The sequence below is a fragment of the Sulfitobacter sp. HI0040 genome, assembly GCF_001634885.1.
GTDB lineage: Bacteria > Pseudomonadota > Alphaproteobacteria > Rhodobacterales > Rhodobacteraceae > Sulfitobacter.
The window spans coordinates 1-20,474 of the sequence record NZ_LWEX01000002.1 but is presented as its reverse complement, the minus strand read 5'-3'; the positions used below and the strand labels follow the sequence as shown (position 1 = coordinate 20,474).

The window sequence follows — 20,474 nt, the reverse complement described above, 5'->3', positions numbered from 1 at the left end:
TGCCCGTGCAGGTCGTTGCCGCTGCCCATTTCGATGATGAAACGCTGATCAGCCATCGGAACGCTCCATGTCAAAGCCTACGCAGAGCGCCACGTTCGCCATGATCGTCGGGTTGCCCTCCCCCTCGGGGCGCGGCACGTCCAGCCCGCCCCGCCTCACCGAAACCTCCACCTGGCCATAGGGAAAGACCGCGCGCAGCGCATCGGCATCGACCGCATCAGGCTGCTGCACGCCGACCTCCAGTCGGATACGCATGTCTTCTTTCGAAAACCCGTAAAGCTCCGCCAGGTTGATGGAATTGTGCCAAAGCGCGTCCTGCACCGCGCGTTTGGCGGCCTGCGTATAATCCCCCCGGCGCAGGGACGATCCCATGCCGAATTCCACCATCAGCGTGCGCATCATGATCCTCCTTCAATGCACGGGAAAGACGAAACAACGGTCCCGTCTTACGGTCAGCCACATCACCGATCCCGGCTGCGGCAAAAAGACGTTGGGCACCGTGGCTTTCAGCATGGAGCCGTCATGGTCCATCACGAACTCCACAAGGCTTTCGTTGCCCATAAAACGCGCGCGGGCGACCACCGCCCGCGCCGCTGTCCCGTCCGTCGCCGTGGGGGCCGGCCCCTTGCCGCCCCGGTCGAAGTCGATCCGCAGATGCTGGGGCCGAAAAACGATGTCCACCTTTGTCCCGTCCGGCACCCCGGGGGCCAGAAACCGCCCGAAGGGCGTGGTTGCCAGTGCCCCGCTCACCTCCGACCGCAATACGTTCGCGTCAGAGAAAAACGCCACCGCCGCCCGGTCCAGCGGGCGGGTATAGACGTTGTAGGGCGCGCCCTGCTGAACGATCCGGCCCTCGCGCATCAGCGCGATTTCATCGGCCATGCGCATTGCCTCGTCCGGTTCATGGGTCACCAGCAGAACGGCGGTATCCTCTTCCTTGAGGATACTGAGCGTTTCGTCCCGGATGCCATCGCGCAGCCGGTTATCAAGCCCTGAAAACGGCTCGTCCATCAGCATGATGCGCGGGCGCGGCGCCAGCGCACGGGCCAGCGCGACCCGCTGCTGTTCACCCCCCGAAAGCTGATGCGGATAGCCGTCGATGAACCGCTTCAGGTCCACCCGGTCGAGCAGTTCCTCGATGCGCGCGCGTTTTTCTGCCTTCGTGCCTTTCTTGAGGCCGAAGCCGACGTTGTCGGCCACCGAAAGGTGCGGGAAAAGCGCGAAGTCCTGAAACATCAGGCCAATCTCCCGCCGCTCGGGCGGGACGCGAAAGATCGTGTCGCAGATCAGCTTGCCATCGACGTGGATCGTGCCGCTGTCCTGCATCTCCACGCCCGCGATCATCCGCAGCGTCGTGGATTTGCCGCAGCCGGACGGCCCCAGCAGGCAGGTCACCTGCCCCGGCATGATCTTCAGCGACACGTCGTCGACCACTGCCCGGCCGCCGTAGCTGCGGCGCAGGTTGCGTATTTCCAGCCGGGGAACGTCTGCTGTCATGGGCCGCGGGGTATCCGATAAAATCACTCGGAAACCCAGCTATCAGCCCCGCCGCGCCCCCGCAAGCACCGCCGCGAAACCGAGCGCCAGCACCACCACGCAAATGACAAGCAATTGCTCATACTTGTGCCCCTCGGGCAGGATGGCGGCCACAGCCGCCCAGCCGCGGCCGAAGTAGGCCACCGCCCCGGCCATCGCCACCGCGAAGGCCACCGCGTAGGACCAGAAAGGCACGCGGCGCCCCATCACCAGCCCCACGATCAGCACGGGGGTCAGGAACATGGAGGCCGTACCGCTCACCGCGACGGCATCGAAAAGGGTGGCGTTACCCCAGAGCGTCAGGAGCATCCCCGCCACCATGAAGACGACCATAACCACCCGTCCCCCGTTCAGGGTACGCGGGGCAAGGCCCAGTTCCTCCACCACGAGGCGCGCGGCCGAGGCGAGGGCCGAATCCAGCGTGCTGAGGGCCGAGACCAGAAGCGACAGCATGAGTGCGATGAAAACCCACGACGGGAACATCGCGGCCCATGTGCCGATCAGCTCGCCCTCGTAGGCGGCACCAATCAGTCCGGCCTGAATGCCGAAGAATCCGAAGCCGATGATGCAGAGCGCCGAAATCCAGAAGGCATGCAGAAAGGAGGCCCGTGTCGTTACCGGATCGGCTAGAAAGCCCCGGTCCATCATCACCGGGTCATGGGCGGGATAGGAAAAGACCTGCAAGAGCGCCACCGCCAGCAGCACCCAGCCGTTCCACGCTCCGGCGGTGCCCGGCGCGGTCAGCACGGCACCGAGATCGAAGGCGGGGGTCGCGACCAGCGCCGTAAAGGCCAGACCGAACACGACGAGGAAAACCCCCATCTGGATGACATCCGTCCGCAATGCCGCCGAAAGCCCGCCCCAAGCGGAATAGGCAAGCCCGAGCGCCGCCACGATGACGATGGCCGTCGTGCCGCTGCCCGCAAGTGCCGCGTTGAAAATCAGGCCGACCACCAGCAGGTTGGCGAAAACCTCGGACAGCAGGCGCAAGGCGATCACGGCGTTGTAGCAGCCGTTGCCCGCCGTGCCAAAGCGCGCGCCGATCCAGTCCTGTACCGACCGCGCGCCCTGTGCCCTCAGGCGTGCGACAATGAAACCGCCGGTCAGGAAGGAGCCGTAATAGGCGGCATAGGCCAGCGTTCCGGCAATGCCGTAGTAATAGCCGAGGATGGCCGCGTTCATCAGGCTGCGCGCGAAGATCCAGGTCGTCACCTGACTGAGGACGAGAACCCAGAGGCCCGGCGCTCGACCGTCGGCCCCGGCCCCGCTGAAAAAGCCCTCGATGCTCGCGCGGCGCGGGGCGGCCAGCAGGCTGGCAAGGATGATGGCACCGAAAACGGCGAAAAGGATGGCTGACTGCATGTGGATGTCCCCGTGAATCTCGGCGCAGGTTACCCATGCGCGGGGACCCGCGCCAGCCGTCTAAACGCTTATGTGATAATGGTTTCGGACGGGCGCGCGCGGCCAGTGGCGCGCGCCCCCCCGGCGTTACATGGTGATGTTGGTTGCACCACCGTCCAGCAGCAGGTTCTGGCCCACGATGAAGCCCGCGTGCTGCGAGCAGAGGAAGGCGCAGGCGGCCCCGAATTCCGACCGGCTGCCATAGCGCCCCGCCGGGATCGTCGCCGCGCGCTCTGCCCGCGCTTCTTCCAGAGAAATGCCCTTGGCCTTGACGACAGCGCCGTCGAGCGCATCGGCCCGGTCGGTTGCGTGAATGCCGGGCAGCAGGTTGTTGATCGTCACCCCTTTGCCGGCCACCTGACGGGAAGTTCCGGCGACATAGCCAGTCAGCCCCGTCCGGGCGGAATTCGACAGGCCCAGCACCGCGATCGGCGCGCGCACCGATTGGCTGGTGATGTTGACGACCCGGCCCCAGCCGCGATCCATCATGCCGGGGACGAAAGCTTTTATCATGGCGATGGGCGCCAGCATGTTGGCATCGAGGGCGGCGATGAAATCCTCCCGGTCCCAGTCGCTCCAGACACCGGGGGGCGGCCCGCCCGCATTGTTCACGAGGATATCGACATCCCCCGCGGCGGCGATCACCGCCTTCTGGCCTTCGGGTGTGGCGATATCGGCGGCCACGGTCGTGACCTCGACGTTGTATTCCTGCCGGATACGCTCCGCCGCCGCTTCCAGCGCCTCCGATCCCCGGGCGTTCATCACGAGGTTCACGCCCTCGGCGGCCAACGCCTCCGCGCATCCCAGTCCGAGCCCCTTGGAAGATGCGCAGACCAGCGCCCTCTTGCCCGTGATTCCCATATCCATGCGCGCTACTCCTTCGGTTTGGCGATTGCGCGCAGCATGCCCGGAACCGCCAGACAGTAAAACACCAAATCATTGACCCACGCCGGTCACAATCCTAGCTTATCCTGTCGGTCGATACCGCGCGAAAGGCCGCCCCGTGACGAGAACCAGACCAGCACCCGCCCAGAGCGTCCCGGTGTTCCGGGCCGGGGACATGTTTGCCAGCGACGGCGCGAACATGGGGGACAGGCTGTCCTTTGCCACGGAACTAGTGCTTGATGACATCTACCAGATCGAACCCGGCGCCCAGACCCGGCGGCTTTCGCTGGAGGACGCGCGCGGCGGGCTTTTCCGCGTTGCCGAAGACACCGATCTGGGCGTGCCGGGTGCGACGCTGCATCTTGATTCCGCGCTGACCTTCATGTCACCGGATGGGCAGACCACCGAAGCGATCCTGCTGGTGGAGGTGGATGCGCAGGGTCTCGCGTCCGGGATCTATCTGCTGCCCCTGACGGTTCTGGTGCCGCGTCTCGATTATCGGCTTGTCGGGATCGACACCGAAACCCAGCGGCAGAAGTTCGGTCAGGTTGGCGCGGTCTCCTTCGTCCGGGGCACGCATATCACCCTTTCCTCCGGGGAGCAGCGCCCGATCGAGGAATTGCAGGTGGGCGACCGGATCCTCACCCGCGATGACGGCGTGCAGAAAATCCGTTGGATCGGCCAGAATACCGTGCGCGCCGTCGGCGAATTCGCCCCCATCTGCATCCGCGCGGGAACGCTGAGCAATACGAATGATCTGATCGTCAGCCCCGAACACAAGCTCTTCGTCTATCAGCGCAACGATGAATTGGGCGCGGGCCGGTCGGAACTGCTGGTGAAAGCGCGGCATCTGGTCAATGGCGATAGCGTGCGGCGGCTCGACGGCGGGTTCGTCGATTATTTCCAGCTGCTCTTCGACGGTCATCAGATCATCTATGCCGAAGGCATCGCCGCGGAATCCATGCTGATCGACAGCCGGACAAAGGCGGTGCTGCCGCCCGATCTTTCCCGCGCTCTGGGTGAGGTCATCCCGGGCCATTCCGATCTGCCGCATGCGGGGCTGGATGTGAACGAGGCGCTGCTGCGCCGACCGGATGCCGCGGCCCTGTTGCGCAAGGCCTCTACCGGCTGACCGGAACAGCAGGCGTCAGCGGTCGCCGCCGGTATCCCACGAGAGGTTCATGATCTTCGTATCGAGCAGAAGCGGCTCCACCGCGCGGCGCAGCACGGCGTCCGATTCACCCTGTATCTCCACCGATACCTCCAGCGTGATGGGCCCCTTGCCTTCCTCCTGCGACCGGTCCAGCCCTTCGAGCCGGAAGATGGGCGGCACCAGATGCGCGAGCAGCAGGCTGCGCACATCGGCCTCGTCCTTCGGGCGGCAAGTCACCGTGATCCGCGCATCCATCGTCAGCGGCAGTCCGGCGGAGGTCTTGGCCTTGATGAGTTTGACGAGCGGGCGCAGGCCGAGGTTGACGAAAACGATCATCCCGGTCGCCATGACCGCAAAGAGCGGCGCGCTGGCCCCCGCGAGCAGGCCGACAGAGGCCGAACACCAAAGCGTTGCCGCCGTATTGAGCCCATGCACCGTGAACCCGTGGCGAAAGATGATCCCCGCCCCGAGGAAACCGATGCCCGACACCACCTGCGCCCCGACCCGCGTGGGGCTCAACTCGTCCGGATAGAGGCTGGAAAAGACGACGAAGCTCGCAGCACCAAGGGCCACGAGTGCGTTCGTCCGCAGCCCGGCCATGCGCTGACGCACCTGCCGTTCGGACCCGATCAGCCCCCCGCAAACGAGCGCCAGAAACAGGTTGAACGTGGCCGCGCCGAGGCCGATGGGCAGTATGAGATCGTTTTCCATAAGGCCTCATACCGCGGTCAAGCGGCACGTAACAGCGCCGAAACGACCGGTTGCCCCGCCGCGCCGACCGGTTCTGTCAGCCGTAAAAGAACTCCTCCCGCACAATGCGGCCCTGATCCACATGATAGACCGCGACCTCGCGCATGTCGAAATTCTCGTCCGTGTTCTTGTCGCGTCCCTGAACCTCGAAAATCACGGCAAATCGGTCATCCCCATGCAACATGGGATCGCTGATCGACCCGCCGGTCGCTTCCATGTTCGCCTCCCACCAGTCGTGTTTGGCGCGGATACCGTCCAACCCCTTGGTTTCGCGCCCCTGACCGGACTGATCGACCGCTTCCACCGAAACGGCATCCTCGGCGTAGAGTTTGGAAAGGTTTTCCTTCGCCCGGCCTTCGCGACAGCCGGTAACGAGCTCTTGTGCCACCTGCTTGATATCCATCTTTCGCTCCTTCATGTTCTCCCTATGTTCACGATACATCATTCGGCGCGATCCCGATAGGCTTTCATGTTCCGGCCCCGGGTGACCCAGCTTGCGCCGGAACCGGGCCGCCGATATATGCCACCCATGCTGGACACCGCCACAAACCGCCCCGACCTGCCCGCCGAAATCGCGCGGCGCCGCACCTTTGCGATCATCTCGCACCCGGATGCGGGCAAGACGACGCTTACGGAGAAATTCCTGCTGTTCGGCGGGGCGATCCAGATGGCCGGTCAGGTCCGCGCCAAGGGGGAGGCCCGGCGCACCCGGTCCGACTTCATGGCGATGGAGAAAGACCGGGGCATTTCCGTCTCCGCCTCTGCGATGTCTTTCGACTTTGCGACGAAAGACCGAAATTTCCGTTTCAATCTTGTCGATACGCCCGGGCACTCGGACTTTTCCGAAGATACCTATCGCACGCTCACGGCGGTGGACGCAGCTGTCATGGTGATCGACGGGGCCAAGGGCGTGGAAAGCCAGACCCAGAAACTGTTCGAGGTCTGCCGGATGCGGGATCTGCCGATCCTGACCTTCTGTAACAAGATGGACCGCGAAAGCCGGGACGTGTTCGAGATCATCGACGAGATCCAGCAAAACCTCGCCATCGATGTAACGCCCGCGTCATGGCCCATCGGCGTGGGCCGCGACTTTCTGGGCTGCTACGACATCCTGCGCGACCGGCTGGAACTGATGGACCGGGCGGACCGCAACCGCGTGGCCGAAAGCATCGAGATCAACGGGCTGGACGATCCCAAGCTGGAACAGCATGTGCCCGCCGCCCTGCTGGAGAAACTGCGCGAAGACCTCGAAATGGTGCGCGAGCTTATGCCGCCGCTCGATCCCGCACTGATGGCCGAAGGCTCGCTCACCCCGATCTGGTTCGGCAGCGCCATCAACTCCTTCGGCGTCAAGGAGCTGATGGAGGGTATCGCGCGCTTCGGTCCCGAGCCGCAGATACAATCCGCCGAACCGCGCCAGATCCTGCCCGAGGAACAGAAGGTCGCCGGTTTCGTCTTCAAGGTGCAGGCCAACATGGACCCGAAGCACCGTGACCGCGTGGCCTTCGTGCGGCTGGCCTCCGGCCATTTCCAGCGCGGCATGAAGCTGACGCATGTGCGGTCCAAGAAACCGATGAGCATCACCAACCCGGTGATGTTCCTCGCCTCGGACCGGGAACTGGCCGAAGAGGCCTGGGCCGGCGACATTATCGGCATCCCCAACCACGGTCAGCTGCGCATCGGCGACACGCTGACCGAAGGCGAGGCGCTGCGCGTCACCGGCATCCCGTCCTTCGCGCCCGAACTGCTGCAGGGCGTGCGGGCGGGTGATCCGATGAAATCGAAGCACCTTGAAAAGGCGCTGATGCAATTCGCCGAGGAAGGTGCCGCCAAGGTGTTCAAACCCTCCATCGGGTCGGGATTCGTCGTGGGTGTCGTGGGCCAGTTGCAGTTCGAGGTGCTCGCCTCCCGCATTGAGCTTGAATACGGGCTGCCCGTCCGGTTCGAGGCTTCGCAATTCACCTCCGCCCGCTGGGTGAACGGACCGAAACCCGCGGTCAACAAGTTCATCGAAAGCAACAAGCAGCACATCGCCCACGACCATGACGGCGATATCGTCTACCTCACACGGCTGCAGTGGGACATCGACCGGGTGGAGCGCGACTACCCCGACGTGCGGCTGACGGCGACGAAGGAAATGATGGTCTGATGCCGGCGGGCCCCGCACCGACCTGGGGTCTCGTCGCCACGATCCTCGCGCCGCCGCAGGAAATACTCCGCTTCGCCGCCTATCATCTGGAGGCAGGCGCGCATCGCCTGCACATCTACCTCGACGCCCCGTCGCCCGAGGCAGAGGCGCGGCTTTCGGCGCATCCGAAGATACGGGTCACCACCTGCGATGCCTCCTATTGGAAACAGCGCAGCGGCAAGCCCCCGGTCAAACATCAGGTGCGCCAGTCGATGAACGCCACCCATGCCTATGCCAAGGGGCCGGGTGTCGATTGGCTCATTCACATGGACGTGGATGAATTCCTCGTCTCCGACCCGCCCGTTGCCGCGATACTGGGCGCATTGCCAGCCGATCAGATGATTTCGCGGGTTCGCCCGATGGAGGCGCTCGCCGGGGCGGAAGGTCATTACAAGGCTTTCATCCCCCCCGGCCCTGCCCGCACCCGGATCGTTGAAGACATCTATCCGACATTCGGGCGATACGTGAAGGGCGGGTTCCTCAGCCATCTGGCGGGAAAGATCTTCATCCGCACGGGGCTGAGCGACCTGCGTCTTCAGATCCACAATGCCTTTCAGAATGGCGAGATGCTTTCGGGCCCGGAACAGCAGGCGGGCATCGACGTTGCGCATCACCATGCGAAGGACTGGGAGCAGTGGCTCGCGGCCTACCGCTACCGGCTTCAGAAAGGCTCCTACCGGGCCGAGCTGGGCAACCCGGCCCAAACGGGCGGCATGACGCTGCACCAGTTGTTCCAGACGCTGGAGGCCGAAAGGGGCGAAGCCGGATTGCGCGCCTTCTACGATGAGGTCTGCGCCGGTACGCCCGCCCTGCGCGAACGGCTGGCGCGGCACGGGCTGCACCGCCGCGCCGACCTGCAGCTCGATGCCTGCGTGGCCCGTCATTTTCTCGGCTGAGACGCCTTGGCGGCCATGCATTTGACCATCGGCGAAGTTCTTGATATCTGGGCGCGAACGTGCCGCGGCAAGAGCCGCCAATTGGGCCATTCGGGCCGGCGCGTATCGCTGCAGCGGGCCGAGTCAGTGTCCGCAACATACGGACACACATGACCAAATTTTCCGATCTGAACCTGAATCCCAAGGTGCTGAAGGCTATTGACGAGGCAGGGTATGAAACACCCACCCCGATTCAGGCCGGCGCCATCCCCCCTGCCCTCGAAGGCCGCGATGTGCTGGGTATTGCCCAGACAGGCACCGGCAAGACCGCCAGCTTCACGCTGCCGATGATCACCATGCTGGCCCGGGGTCGTGCCCGCGCGCGCATGCCCCGTTCGCTGGTGCTGTGCCCCACACGGGAACTGGCCGCGCAGGTGGCCGAGAATTTCGATACCTACGCCAAACACGTCAAGCTGACGAAGGCGCTGCTGATCGGCGGCGTTTCCTTCAAGGAACAGGACCTGCTGATCGATAAGGGCGTCGATGTCCTTATCGCGACGCCGGGCCGTCTTCTCGATCATTTCGAGCGGGGCAAGCTGATCCTGAACGATGTGAAGGTCATGGTCGTCGACGAGGCTGACCGGATGCTCGACATGGGGTTCATCCCCGACATCGAACGCATCTTCGGCCTGACGCCCTTTACACGGCAAACGCTCTTCTTCTCGGCCACCATGGCGCCCGAGATCGAGCGGATCACGAATACATTCCTCAGCAACCCCGAACGGATCGAGGTCGCCCGTCAGGCAACCACGGGCGAGAACATCGAACAAGGCGTGCTGATGTTCAAAGGGTCGCGCAAGGACCGCGAAGCCAGTGAAAAGCGCAAGGTTCTGCGGGCATTGATCGACGCCGAAGGCGACAAATGCACCAACGCGATCATCTTCTGCAACCGCAAGATGGATGTGGATGTGGTCGCCAAGTCGCTGAAGAAATACGGCTATGACGCCGCCCCCATTCACGGCGATCTCGATCAGAGCCAGCGGACGCGCACACTCGAAGGGTTTCGCGCGGGCGATCTGCGGTTCCTCGTGGCCTCTGACGTGGCGGCGCGCGGGCTCGACGTGCCGAGCGTGAGCCATGTGTTCAACTTCGACGTACCCAGCCATGCGGAGGATTACGTGCACCGCATCGGCCGAACAGGCCGCGCGGGCCGTGACGGCAAGGCGATCATGATCTGCGTGCCGCGCGACGAAAAGAACCTCGCCGATGTGGAACGGCTGGTCCAGCGGGAGATTCCGCGGCTGGAAAATCCGCTGGGCGGCGAAACCGCGCCCGAGGCATCGCAGCCGACCGACGACAAACCGGCAGAGAAGCCCAAGCGGAGCCGGTCGCGCAGCCGCAAGTCCGACGACAAGGCACCGCGCGACGCCCAAAAGGATAACGACGCGAAGGGCCGGACCCAGGAGCCGAAGGGCGACAGCAAATCTGCTGACGGCAAGGACAGCAAGCCGCAGCAGGACGATGCCGCGGACAAGCGCCAGCGGCAGCCGCGCAAGGCCGATCAGCAGGATCGCCGCACCGAAGACCGCAACCGCGACGATGATCGTGGCGGGCGCGGCGGCAACCGTGGCGGGCGCAATTCCGATCGCGGCGGCAACAAGGTCGTGGGCCTTGGCGATCATACGCCCGCTTTCATCGAACTCAGCTTCGAGGACCGGCGCGACAACTGAGCGCCGCAAGGCCAAGGATCGGCGGGGTTTCGCACCCCGCCCGCTGCTTGACTGCGCAACCCTTTCCCCGCGCCGGAACGCGCTCTATATGCGAAGCGTCTTCAACCGGTTATCGGGATCCGCAATGTTTCGCGTCTTTGGCTTCGCCACCTTTCTCATGTTCTTCACCGTCTTTGCCGAAACGGCGCAGGCCGAACGCTGCAGGGCTTTCGTGAACGGCGACGAAGTGGTTGTGGAGGCAGATAACTTTGCCACTTTCAAAGAAGATGTCGGAACCCGGGAAAAGCTGCTCGCATGGCCTTCGCGCACATGGAACAAGGCCTGGGGCCAACCGGCACCCTGCGACAGCGGTGTGCTGTTCGACTATCTCGCCACCACCATCCCCACCGAAGAGATCGACGGCTATTGTCTCGCCCCGGCGGAGACGGGTTTCATCCTCGTCCCGGGGGAGCGCAATTTTCGTGGGCAGTGCAAGAAGACCGTCTGCGAACGGGTGAACACTACCGTCGCCGAGACGACGGAGCTGACGAAGCGCATGACCAGCACCGCACTGGAGAAGGCGAAACAGCCGGATAACCTTTCCGCCGTCGCGCATAAATCCGGCGCGCTGATCCTGTCCGGCACGGCGAGCACCGTCGCTGCCAACCTATCGACAGCAGGCGCCACGATGCTGACGGCGCTGTCCACCCCGGCGGCACTTGCCGCCGTGGGGGTCAGCGTGGTGGCGGTGGGCGGCACCGTCTACATGTGCAACCGGTGATCCGGGCGGTCAGCTCAAACGGCTGACCACCACCGTCACCTCGGGCTTCTTGCCGATCTCGTCCATGGCGGACTGGCGCAGCGTGCGCTTGAGACCTTCGTTCAGCTTGTCGTCATCGCGCAGGGTCTTGGCCCCTGCCCGGTTGAGCCATTGGCTCAGGTCTTCTTCCAGCACATCGACCAGCGGCGCCTTGCTGCGCCCGGTCTCGGGCAGGCCCATGAGGTCAACCCAAGGCTCACCCAGGGGTTCGTCATCGGTATCGAGAATCACCGTCACGGTCGCATGACCGTTCAGCGCCATGCGGATACGGTCCCGCACGACGCCGTCCAACGCGCCGATCTTGACGGTACCGTCGAGGTAGGTGCGCCCCGTTTCGATGTATTCGGCCACCTTGGGGGCATTGCCGCTGAGGTCGATCATCATGCCGTTCACGGCCAGCACGCCGGTCATGCCCTTGGCTTCGGCCAGCTTGGCGTGTTCGCGCAGATGGCGGTGTTCGCCGTGCATGGGGATCAGGACCTGCGGCTTGACCACGTCGTGCAGCGTTTCCAGATCGGGCCGGTTGGCATGGCCCGACACGTGATAAAGGCCCGAGGAATCATCCACCACGTCCACGCCCATTTCCGAGAACTGGTTGATGATGCGGATGACACCGCGTTCGTTCCCCGGAATGGTCTTGGAGGAGAAGAGGAACAGGTCCCCTTCCTTCATCTCAATCCCCTGATACTTGCCGCGCGCCAACTGGGCGGAGGCCGCGCGCCGCTCGCCCTGCGAGCCGGTCACGAGAAGCATCAGGTTCTCGCGCGGGATACTGCGCGCATCCTCCGGGGCGATCACGGGAGGGAAGTCGGTCATGACGCCGGTCTCCAGCGCCGCATCCACCATGCGCTTCATCGCGCGCCCCAGAAGCACCACGGACCGGCCCGCCCGCGCGCCCGCATCTGCAAGCGTCTTTACCCGCGCCACGTTCGACGCGAATGTGGTGGCGACGACCATGCCTTCGGCGGCGCCGACGAGTTTCTCGATCTCCGGGCCCAAGGTCGCTTCTGACCGGCCCGGCAGGGGCGAGAAGACATTGGTGCTGTCGCAGATCAGCGCCTTGATCCCGTCCTTGCAGACCTCGGCCCAGAGGCCCGGATCAAAGGGTTCGCCCACGCCGGGCGTCAAATCGATCTTGAAGTCGCCCGAATGGATCACCCGCCCCTCGGGCGTGTCGATCACCATGGCAGAGGATTCAGGGATGGAGTGGGAAATGGGCAGGAAGCCCACGGTGAAGGGCCCCACGGTGACCTGTTCGGGCCAGACGCCCGCGGTGGTCACCGCATCATTGGGATGGCCATGTTCGTTCATCTTCCGCCGGGCGATGTTGGCGGTGAACTTGCGCGCGTAGATGGGCGCGCGCAGGGCGTCATAGTAATGCGCCACGGCGCCCACGTGGTCTTCATGCGCATGGGTGACGAAAACCGCCTCGATCCGGTCGCGCCGGTCTTTCAGCCATGTGATGTCCGGCAGGATCAGGTCCACGCCGGGGCTGCCATCCATGTCGGGAAAGGCAACGCCCAGGTCGACGACGATCAGCCGCTCCTTGCCGGGTTTACCATAGCCATAGACATAGGCATTCATGCCAATTTCGCCCGCCCCCCCGAGGGGCAGGTAGATCAATCTTTCGCTGCTCATGTTATTCAGCTTTGTCCTTATTAAATTCGTGTATCACGGTCAGCCCGTGCATTGTCAGATCATCGCGGTACTCGTCGAAAAGGTCTGCGGCCTGCTGGAACAGCGGTGCCAGCCCCCCGGTGGCGACGATGCGCATGTCGCGCCCCTGCTCCGCCTTTATCCGGGCACATATCTCACGCACCAGACCGACATAACCCCAAAAGATACCTGACTGCATACAGGCTACGGTATTCGTCCCGACAACCTGCAAGGGCTTCGAGATGTCCACGTGAGGTAGTGCCGCTGCCGCATTGTGCAACGCCTCAAGGCTCAGGTTGACGCCGGGTGCGATCACCCCGCCCACATAGGCCCCGTCGGAGGCGACGACATCGAAGGTCGTGGCGGTGCCGAAATCAACCACGATGAGGTCACCGCCGAAAAGATCATGGCCCGCCGCCGTGTTCACCAGCCGATCCGGCCCCACCGCTGTACCGGCATCCACCCGCACATCCACCGGCAGGGCGCATTCCGGCTTTCCGACGACAATGGGGCGGGTGTTGAAATACCGGTCGGCCAGCACACGCAGGTTGAAGACCACGCGCGGCACGGTCGAGCTGATGATCATATCGGTGATGTCGGCTTCGACCTTCTGGAACTTCATCAGCGTGCTCAGCCAGACATAATATTGATCCGCCGTGCGCTGCCATTCGGTAGAGGTGCGCCAGGTCGCGATGAACTCTGACCCGTCCCAGATCGAAAAGACGGTATTGGTATTGCCGCAGTCGATGGCCAGAAGCATGGTCCGTTCCCCCGTTGGCTTCAGCTTCGTTCAGAAAAAGACATCCGCGGCGGTGATTTTCACCCGTCCCGAAGAAGTCCGCAGGATAAGATTGCCGTCGAGGTCCACGTCCTCGAACACGCCCGTTGTCTCTTCACGCATGGTTCGGGCGGTCACGGTTTCGCCGATCCGCGCGGCGTGGGACAGCCAAGCGCTTCGGATGGGGGCGAAGCCCTGTTCGCGAAACTGTCTCTCCAGCGTGGCATAGGCCGGCGCGAGGATATCGAGAAAGGCGGATGCCGATACCCGGCGTCCCGCATGTTCCGCCAAGGTCGCAGGTGGCAGGGCGCCCGGCTCCAGCATGGCGGCCTCGGGCGGGTGCAACAGGTTGACCCCGATCCCGATGACGAGATGCTCGCCCAGGCTTTCCAGAAGGATGCCCGCCACCTTGGCCCCGCCCAGCAGCACGTCATTGGGCCATTTCAGGGCGAGCGTCTCTTCGCTTTCCAGCACCGTGGCGAAAGCCCGGTAGAGTGCCAGCGAGGTGACAAAGCTGCGAAGCGCAGCCGTGCCCGGCGGCTCGTTCCGGCGCATCACCAGCGTTGCCGCGAAATTGCCGCGCGGGGTGGCCCATGCCCTGCCCCGCCGCCCCCGCGCCGCGGTCTGTTCCTCGGCGAGGATCCATGTGGGCATGGTCAGATCCGGCAGCAGTCTGCCGGCTTCCGTCAGGGTCGAATCCAGTACGGTATAGATCCGGCGGTCGTACCCTTCGGGCCAGCCGGTCATCCCGCCGTCCCGCAGGGGGTGCTAGTTGACAAGGGTCAGGGCCGCCGCTGCTGCGGCGCCTTCGACACCGAACATGTTGATGATGCCCAGAACCATGACCAGCGCCGAAACCGCGAGGAATCCGCCCAGCAGGCCACTGCGATGGTTGTCCAGCGGCTGGGAGGTTTCTTCGCCGAAATACATCAGGAAGACAATGCGCAGGTAGTAGTAGGCCCCGATCACCGAAGCGATCACGCCTGCCACCGCCAGCCAGACCAGCCCGCCTTCATATGCCGCGCGCAGCACGTAGAGTTTGCCGAAAAAGCCCAGCATCGGCGGTACGCCTGCAAGGCTGAACAGCAGGACCAGCATGGCCAGCGCACGCGCCGGGGCGCGGCGGGCATAGAGGTTGAGCGAATTGATGTCCGTCACGGGTGCACCGTCCCGACTCATCAGCAGGATAAACGCGAAGGTGCCGATATTCATGGTCACGTAGATCGCCATGTAGACCAGCATCGCCTGCACACCCAGCGCCGTGCCCGCGGCCAGCCCCATGAGCGCATAGCCCATGTGCGCGATGGAGGAATAGGCCATCAGCCGCTTGATGTTCGTCTGACCGATCGCCGCGAAAGCTCCGAGGAACATGGAAAGAACCGACAGAAGTGCGATGATCTGGCTCCAATCCCCCACGGCCCGGCCGAAGGCGTCGTGAAGCACACGCGCGAACAGCGCCATGGCCGCCATCTTGGGCGCAGTGGCGAAAAAGGCCGTGACGGGAGTGGGCGCCCCTTCGTAGACATCGGGCGTCCACATGTGGAAGGGCACCGCGGAAACCTTGAACGCCATGCCGGAGATCAGGAAAACGAGGCCCAGCAGCAGACCGATAGAACTGCCGCCCGTCTGCGCGGTCGTGATGATGCCCGTGAAAAGCGTCGTGCCCGCGTAGCCATAGACCAGCGACGCACCATAGAGCAGCAAGCCCGAGGAAAGCGCGCCCAGCACGAAGTATTTCAGGCCCGCTTCCGTCGATTTGATGCTGTCCCGCCGGAGCGATGCGATGACGTAGAGCGCCAGCGACTGAAGCTCCAGCCCCATGTAGAGCGCCATCAGATCGCCCGCGCTGACCATCATCATCATTCCGACCGCGGCCAGCGCCACCAGCATCGGATATTCGAACCGCAGCAGACCACGCTCGCGCATGTAGGCTTCGGACATCATGAGCACGGCAGCCGCCGACAGCAGAATGGTGATCTTGGCAAACCGCGCGAAACCGTCTTCGATGAACATCCCGCCAAAGGCGATGCGTGTCGTCTCCCCGGTCAGCCCGATCCATGCGGCGAGCAGCGCCATGATGCCTGCGGTCATCCAGACCAGCAGGCTACCGGCCTTGTCCTTCGAGGTATAGACCGCGCCCAGAAGCCCCAGCATGGCCCAGACGGCCAGCAGGATTTCCGGCAGGATGACGTTCAGATCGTCGGAAATCATCGTGCAGTCCTTCTCAGTTCGTGACCGCGGCAGTGCGGGTCGCCAGATCGGCACCCTCCACCGAGGTTTCGTAATTCATCACCAGATCGGCGACGGCAGGGCCGATGATGTCGAGCACCAGCGCGGGATAGACGCCAAGCAGCAGGGTCATGGCCACCAGCGGCGCGAATATCCAGCGTTCACGCGACGTCATGTCGGTGATCGACTTCAGGCTCTCCTTGATGAGATCCCCCATCACCACCCGGCGATAGAGCCAGAGCGCATAGGCCGCACTGAAGATCACGCCCGTGGTCGCCACCGCGGCGACCCATGTATTGACCTGGAAGGCTGCCATGAGCGTGAGGAATTCACCCACGAAGCCGCTGGTCCCCGGCAGCCCCACGTTCGCCATGGTGAAGAGCATGAAAATCAGCGCATAGGCCGGCATCCGGTTCACCAGCCCACCATAGGCGTCGATTTCCCGGGTGTGCATGCGGTCATAGATCACGCCGACACAAAGAAAGAGGGCGCCTGAGATGAAGCCGTGGCTAATCATCTGGAAGATCGCCCCGTCGACACCCTGTTGGGTGGCGGTGAAGATCCCCATGGTAACGAACCCCATATGCGCGACCGAGGAATAGGCAATGAGCTTCTTCATGTCCTCTTGCACCAGCGCGACGAGCGAGGTGTAGACGATCGCGATGGCCGAGAGCCACAGCACCATGGGCGCCAGCACTTCGGCCCCGACGGGAAACATCGGCAGCGAAAACCGCAGGAAACCGTAGCCGCCCATCTTCAGCAGGATCGCCGCCAGAACCACCGAACCCGCAGTGGGGGCTTGAACGTGGGCGTCGGGCAGCCATGTGTGCACGGGCCACATGGGCATCTTGACCGCGAAGCTCGCGAAGAAGGCGAGGAAGAGCAGCGTCTGCATCCCGCCGATGATCTGGATGCCCAGAAGCTCGAAACTGTCGGAGGCAAAGTTGTGGTTCAGCAGATTGATCTCGCAGCCGCCGATACAGGTGGTGCCCGCCTCGGTATACATGGCCACCATGGCCACGAGCATCAGAACCGAGCCGAGGAAGGTATAGAGGAAGAACTTGAAGCTCGCATAGATGCGATCCTTCCCGCCCCAGATGCCGATGATCAGGAACATCGGGATCAGGCCAGCCTCGAAGAAGAGGTAGAAGAGCACCAGATCGAGCGCCATGAAAACGCCAAGCATCAGCGTCTCCAGCACGAGGAAGGCGATCATGTATTCCTTCACCCGGTCCGTAACGTGCCAGCTTGCTGCGATTACGAGCGGCATCATGAAGGTCGTCAACATCACAAAGAGGACCGAGATCCCGTCAACGCCCAGCCGGTAGCTGAGACCGAGCAGCCATTCCGCTTCGTCCACGTGCTGGAAACCCACGTCGTCGGGATCGAAATCGAACAGGATGAAGAGCGAGATCAGGAACACCACTGTCGTGGTGATCATCGCCAGCCATTTGGCATTGCGCTGCGCCGCCGGATCGTCGCCGCGCAGGAACACGCCGAGGATCAGCGCCGCAAAGGCCGGCATGAAGGTGATAATGGACAGCAAGTGGTGATCCATCAGTTCGACCCTCCGGTCATCGTCATCCATGTCACCAGCACCGCGATGCCGATCACCATGGCGAAGGCATAGGTGAAGATGTAGCCCGACTGGGCACGCCCCGCGAGGCGGGTAAAGAAGGGCACGATGCCCATGGCGATCCCGTTCAGGGTTCCGTCGATCACGTTACCGTCGCCGCGCTTCCAGAAGAAGCGGCCGATGGCCTTGGCCGGGCGCACGAAGACGACATTGTAGATCTCGTCGAAGTACCACTTGTTGAGCAGGAAGTTATAAAGCGGCCGCTGGTTCGCAGCGAGGCGCCCGGGCAGCGACGGGTTCAGGATGTAGAACCAGACGGCCATGGCCAGACCGAGGAGCATCGCGACGAAGGGCGAAACCTTGACCCAGACCGGGGCCTCATGCGCCTCGTCCAGCACGTGGTTGTCAGGGGCGAAGTAGATCGCGCCGTCCCCGGGGGCGCCGCCAAAGGCCGCATGGTAGTCGCCGCCCTTCTTGCCGCCCTCCTGATCGCCTTCGAGGATCGCACCCACGCCCGGGTCACCATCGTCAGGCCCGGTAGCGCCACCGGTGCCTTCAGCCCCCTCGACGTGGGCATCACCCGCGGCGGAGGCTTCGGCCAGCGGGATACCGAAGAAATCCGCGATCTGGTAGGTTTTGCCAAAGAAACTGCCGTACCAGACCATGCCGGCGAAAACGGCGCCGAGGCCAAGTACACCCAGCGGGATCAGCATGGTCATCGGTGCTTCATGGGCATGGTCGTGGGTATGCTTGTTGCCGCGCGGCGCACCGTAGAAGGTCAGGAACATCAGCCGCCAGCTGTAGAAGCTGGTCATCGCCGCCGCGGCCACGAGCAACCAGAAGCCATAGGCCGACCCGCCCGCCCAGGCGCTTTCGATGATCGCGTCCTTGCTGAGGAAGCCGGCGAAGCCGATCTGCGTCAGCGGGATGCCGACGCCGGTAATCGCCAGCGTGCCGATCATCATGGCCCAGAAGGTATAGGGGATCTTCTTCCGCAACCCGCCATAGTTCATCATGTCCTGCTCATGGTGCATGGCGTGGATCACGGAACCCGCCCCGAGGAAGAGCATGGCCTTGAAGAAGGCATGGGTGAACAAGTGGAACATCGCCGCCGAATACATGCCCACGCCTGCGGCCACGAACATGTAGCCGAGCTGCGAACAGGTGGAATAGGCGATGACGCGCTTGATATCCGTCTGCACAAGGCCCACGGTCGCCGCGAAGAATGCGGTAGTCGCCCCGATGACGGTCACGAAGGCCATCGCCTCGGGCGCGAATTCCATCAGCGGTGACATGCGTGTGACAAGGAAGACCCCCGCCGTCACCATGGTTGCGGCGTGGATCAGCGCCGACACGGGCGTCGGACCTTCCATCGCGTCGGGCAGCCATGTGTGCAGGAAAAGCTGCGCCGATTTACCCATGGCCCCCACGAAGAGCAGGAAGGCGATCAGGTTCGCGGCGTTCCAGTCGGCCCAGAGGAAACGGACATTGGTTTCCGCAAGCTCCGGTACGGCGGCGAAGATGTCATCGAAACGGATGCTGTCCGTCAGGTAGAACAGCCCGAAAATCCCCAGCGCAAAGCCGAAGTCACCCACCCGGTTCACGACGAAGGCCTTGATCGCGGCGGCGTTGGCCGAAGGCTTCCGGTAATAAAAGCCGATCAGCAGGTAGGACGCCACGCCCACGCCTTCCCAGCCGAAGAACATCTGGACGAGGTTGTTCGAGGTGACGAGCGCCAGCATGGCGAAGGTGAAGAAGGACAGATAGGCAAAGAAGCGGGGGCGATAGCTTTCGCCTTCGCGAAAGTTCTCGTCATGCGCCATGTAGCCGAAGGAATAAAGGTGCACGAGGCTCGAAACCGTGGTGATCACGATCAGCATGATAGCGGTCAGCCGGTCCATCCGGATCGCCCAATCGGTACTGAGCGTGCCGCTTTCGATGAAGCGGAAGATCGGAATGACCTCCGCCTGCCCGTCATGGGTGAAGAACACGATCCAGGACAGCAGCGCAGCGAGGAACAGCAGCGCCGTCGCCGTCCACTGGGCGGCCACCTCGCCGATGGCCTTCCATGTAAAGCCGCAGATCAGCGCACCGATGAGAGGCGCGAACAGGATGATGATTTCCATGACCTCAGCCCTTCATCACGTTGACGTCTTCGACCGCGATCGTTCCGCGGTTACGGAAGAAGCAGACCAGAATGGCAAGCCCGATGGCGGCCTCGGCGGCGGCGACGGTCAGCACGAACAGCGTGTAGACCTGCCCGACGAGGTCGCCCAGATAGCTGGAAAAAGCCACGAAGTTGATGTTCACCGCCAGGAGCATCAATTCGATGCTCATCAGCAGGATGATCACGTTCTTGCGGTTCAGGAATAGCCCGAAGATGCCAATGACGAACAGCGTTCCCGCCACCGTCAGGTAATGTTCAAGTCCGATCATGTCCGTCCCTCGGTTCTCGCCCGTTCTTGCGCGTTCTTTAGCCCCTGTGCCTGCCGGTTTCCACCGGGAAGGCGATGTCAGCCGAGAAAGCTGTAACCGCCCAGCAGGATGATCAGAACCACGATGAGCGCGATGATTGTTGTTCTCGACACGGGGTGTCCCTTCATGTTTGGGGCCTTGAGCCCCGGAAATGGCCGCCCGGCGGCGGCGCGTCTTTTGCGGCAGGCCCCGGACGGGCCCGCGCCGCGTAATGTCTGGCCTAGAGCCCCTGCCCCGGCTTCACGTCCCGCAGTTCCATCGCCTTCTTGGGGTCCCGCATCATCTGGGCCACGGGGTTCTGGCGCTTCACATCCTGACGATGGCGCAGCGTCAGCACGATCGCACCGATCATCGCCACCAGCAGGATCAGCCCGGCAAGCTGGAACAACAGGAAATACTGGTCATAAAGAATGAGGCCGAGCGCTTCGGTATTGAACCGGTCA

19 protein-coding genes are annotated in these 20,474 nt (G+C 63.4%); 5 read left to right on the top strand and 14 right to left on the bottom strand.

The window, feature by feature from the left end; translation table 11 throughout:
• Positions 1 to 48: 48 nt before the first annotated feature.
• The 4 genes from A3728_RS00170 to A3728_RS00155 form a co-directional block, all read right to left on the bottom strand.
• A complete protein-coding gene (locus tag A3728_RS00170; RefSeq protein WP_067919135.1) occupies positions 49 to 399 on the bottom strand; it encodes a Lin0512 family protein in 351 nt (116 codons plus the stop codon).
• Between the two features lie 12 nt (positions 400 to 411).
• On the bottom strand, positions 412 to 1,497 hold the full coding sequence (locus A3728_RS00165; protein ID WP_067919129.1) for an ABC transporter ATP-binding protein: 1,086 nt from the start codon (positions 1,495 to 1,497) through the stop codon (positions 412 to 414).
• A gap of 42 nt (positions 1,498 to 1,539) precedes the next feature.
• Positions 1,540 to 2,898, bottom strand: a complete 1,359-nt coding sequence (locus A3728_RS00160) for a sodium:proline symporter (RefSeq protein ID WP_067919128.1) — start codon at positions 2,896 to 2,898, stop codon at positions 1,540 to 1,542.
• Positions 2,899 to 3,024: 126 nt separating this feature from the next.
• Complete coding sequence (locus A3728_RS00155; protein WP_067919126.1) at positions 3,025 to 3,804, bottom strand: SDR family oxidoreductase; 780 nt, start codon at positions 3,802 to 3,804, stop codon at positions 3,025 to 3,027.
• A gap of 136 nt (positions 3,805 to 3,940) precedes the next feature.
• On the opposite strand from A3728_RS00155, the gene A3728_RS00150 reads away from it, so the two are divergent.
• Entirely contained in the window at positions 3,941 to 4,954 is a 1,014-nt protein-coding gene (locus A3728_RS00150) for a Hint domain-containing protein (protein WP_082851177.1), read from the top strand.
• Positions 4,955 to 4,969: 15 nt separating this feature from the next.
• Here the strand turns inward: A3728_RS00150 and A3728_RS00145 are convergent, their stop codons facing one another.
• A complete protein-coding gene (locus tag A3728_RS00145; protein WP_067919124.1) occupies positions 4,970 to 5,686 on the bottom strand; it encodes an MgtC/SapB family protein in 717 nt (238 codons plus the stop codon).
• 76 nt (positions 5,687 to 5,762) lie between these two features.
• On the bottom strand, positions 5,763 to 6,128 hold the full coding sequence (locus A3728_RS00140; protein ID WP_067919122.1) for a nuclear transport factor 2 family protein: 366 nt from the start codon (positions 6,126 to 6,128) through the stop codon (positions 5,763 to 5,765).
• Between the two features lie 126 nt (positions 6,129 to 6,254).
• Here A3728_RS00140 and A3728_RS00135 point away from each other — a divergent pair, with 126 nt between their 5' ends.
• From A3728_RS00135 to A3728_RS00120, 4 genes are all read left to right on the top strand, one after another.
• Positions 6,255 to 7,874 (top strand): peptide chain release factor 3, encoded by a 1,620-nt coding sequence (locus A3728_RS00135; protein WP_067919131.1) that lies wholly within the window; start codon positions 6,255 to 6,257, stop codon positions 7,872 to 7,874.
• Positions 7,874 to 8,809 (top strand): glycosyltransferase family 2 protein, encoded by a 936-nt coding sequence (locus A3728_RS00130; RefSeq protein WP_067919120.1) that lies wholly within the window; start codon positions 7,874 to 7,876, stop codon positions 8,807 to 8,809. The genes A3728_RS00135 and A3728_RS00130 overlap by 1 nt, the downstream gene beginning before the upstream one ends.
• Before the next feature lie 149 nt (positions 8,810 to 8,958).
• A complete protein-coding gene (locus tag A3728_RS00125; RefSeq protein WP_067919117.1) occupies positions 8,959 to 10,518 on the top strand; it encodes a DEAD/DEAH box helicase in 1,560 nt (519 codons plus the stop codon).
• A 124-nt stretch (positions 10,519 to 10,642) separates the two neighbouring features.
• On the top strand, positions 10,643 to 11,278 hold the full coding sequence (locus A3728_RS00120) for a hypothetical protein (RefSeq protein WP_067919115.1): 636 nt from the start codon (positions 10,643 to 10,645) through the stop codon (positions 11,276 to 11,278).
• 9 nt (positions 11,279 to 11,287) lie between these two features.
• On the opposite strand, the gene A3728_RS00115 is transcribed toward A3728_RS00120, so the two are convergent.
• The 8 genes from A3728_RS00115 to A3728_RS00080 form a co-directional block, all read right to left on the bottom strand.
• A complete protein-coding gene (locus A3728_RS00115; RefSeq protein WP_067919113.1) occupies positions 11,288 to 12,955 on the bottom strand; it encodes a ribonuclease J in 1,668 nt (555 codons plus the stop codon).
• A 1-nt stretch (position 12,956) separates the two neighbouring features.
• Positions 12,957 to 13,733, bottom strand: a complete 777-nt coding sequence (locus A3728_RS00110; protein ID WP_067919111.1) for a type III pantothenate kinase — start codon at positions 13,731 to 13,733, stop codon at positions 12,957 to 12,959.
• A gap of 30 nt (positions 13,734 to 13,763) precedes the next feature.
• Positions 13,764 to 14,498 (bottom strand): biotin--[acetyl-CoA-carboxylase] ligase, encoded by a 735-nt coding sequence (locus A3728_RS00105; RefSeq protein WP_067919108.1) that lies wholly within the window; start codon positions 14,496 to 14,498, stop codon positions 13,764 to 13,766.
• A 21-nt stretch (positions 14,499 to 14,519) separates the two neighbouring features.
• Complete coding sequence (nuoN, locus tag A3728_RS00100; protein WP_067919106.1) at positions 14,520 to 15,962, bottom strand: NADH-quinone oxidoreductase subunit NuoN; 1,443 nt, start codon at positions 15,960 to 15,962, stop codon at positions 14,520 to 14,522.
• A 13-nt stretch (positions 15,963 to 15,975) separates the two neighbouring features.
• Positions 15,976 to 17,538: an NADH-quinone oxidoreductase subunit M gene (locus A3728_RS00095; protein WP_067919104.1), complete on the bottom strand. Its 1,563-nt coding sequence runs from the start codon at positions 17,536 to 17,538 to the stop codon at positions 15,976 to 15,978.
• Positions 17,538 to 19,682, bottom strand: coding sequence for an NADH-quinone oxidoreductase subunit L (nuoL, locus tag A3728_RS00090; protein WP_067919103.1), 2,145 nt, complete (start codon positions 19,680 to 19,682; stop codon positions 17,538 to 17,540). The genes A3728_RS00095 and nuoL overlap by 1 nt, the downstream gene beginning before the upstream one ends.
• Positions 19,683 to 19,686: 4 nt before the next feature.
• Positions 19,687 to 19,992: an NADH-quinone oxidoreductase subunit NuoK gene (nuoK, locus tag A3728_RS00085; protein WP_067919101.1), complete on the bottom strand. Its 306-nt coding sequence runs from the start codon at positions 19,990 to 19,992 to the stop codon at positions 19,687 to 19,689.
• Positions 19,993 to 20,251: 259 nt separating this feature from the next.
• A partial coding sequence (locus A3728_RS00080; RefSeq protein WP_201722279.1) for an NADH-quinone oxidoreductase subunit J occupies positions 20,252 to 20,474 on the bottom strand: 223 nt, incomplete at its 5' end.

What these genes read in the sequence shown, in the direction of transcription:
- A3728_RS00135 (WP_067919131.1), top strand. Translation starts at nt 6,255, where the DNA reads ATGCTGGACACCGCCACAAACCGCCCCGACCTGCCCGCCGAAATCGCG.
- nuoK (WP_067919101.1), bottom strand. Translation starts at nt 19,992, where the DNA reads ATGATCGGACTTGAACATTACCTGACGGTGGCGGGAACGCTGTTCGTC.
- A3728_RS00105 (WP_067919108.1), bottom strand. Translation starts at nt 14,498, where the DNA reads ATGACCGGCTGGCCCGAAGGGTACGACCGCCGGATCTATACCGTACTG.
- A3728_RS00125 (WP_067919117.1), top strand. Translation starts at nt 8,959, where the DNA reads ATGACCAAATTTTCCGATCTGAACCTGAATCCCAAGGTGCTGAAGGCT.
- nuoL (WP_067919103.1), bottom strand. Translation starts at nt 19,682, where the DNA reads ATGGAAATCATCATCCTGTTCGCGCCTCTCATCGGTGCGCTGATCTGC.
- A3728_RS00140 (WP_067919122.1), bottom strand. Translation starts at nt 6,128, where the DNA reads ATGGATATCAAGCAGGTGGCACAAGAGCTCGTTACCGGCTGTCGCGAA.
- A3728_RS00115 (WP_067919113.1), bottom strand. Translation starts at nt 12,955, where the DNA reads ATGAGCAGCGAAAGATTGATCTACCTGCCCCTCGGGGGGGCGGGCGAA.
- A3728_RS00145 (WP_067919124.1), bottom strand. Translation starts at nt 5,686, where the DNA reads ATGGAAAACGATCTCATACTGCCCATCGGCCTCGGCGCGGCCACGTTC.
- A3728_RS00130 (WP_067919120.1), top strand. Translation starts at nt 7,874, where the DNA reads ATGCCGGCGGGCCCCGCACCGACCTGGGGTCTCGTCGCCACGATCCTC.
- A3728_RS00110 (WP_067919111.1), bottom strand. Translation starts at nt 13,733, where the DNA reads ATGCTTCTGGCCATCGACTGCGGCAATACCAATACCGTCTTTTCGATC.
- A3728_RS00095 (WP_067919104.1), bottom strand. Translation starts at nt 17,538, where the DNA reads ATGGATCACCACTTGCTGTCCATTATCACCTTCATGCCGGCCTTTGCG.
- A3728_RS00165 (WP_067919129.1), bottom strand. Translation starts at nt 1,497, where the DNA reads ATGACAGCAGACGTTCCCCGGCTGGAAATACGCAACCTGCGCCGCAGC.
- A3728_RS00170 (WP_067919135.1), bottom strand. Translation starts at nt 399, where the DNA reads ATGCGCACGCTGATGGTGGAATTCGGCATGGGATCGTCCCTGCGCCGG.
- A3728_RS00155 (WP_067919126.1), bottom strand. Translation starts at nt 3,804, where the DNA reads ATGGATATGGGAATCACGGGCAAGAGGGCGCTGGTCTGCGCATCTTCC.
- A3728_RS00160 (WP_067919128.1), bottom strand. Translation starts at nt 2,898, where the DNA reads ATGCAGTCAGCCATCCTTTTCGCCGTTTTCGGTGCCATCATCCTTGCC.
- nuoN (WP_067919106.1), bottom strand. Translation starts at nt 15,962, where the DNA reads ATGATTTCCGACGATCTGAACGTCATCCTGCCGGAAATCCTGCTGGCC.
- A3728_RS00120 (WP_067919115.1), top strand. Translation starts at nt 10,643, where the DNA reads ATGTTTCGCGTCTTTGGCTTCGCCACCTTTCTCATGTTCTTCACCGTC.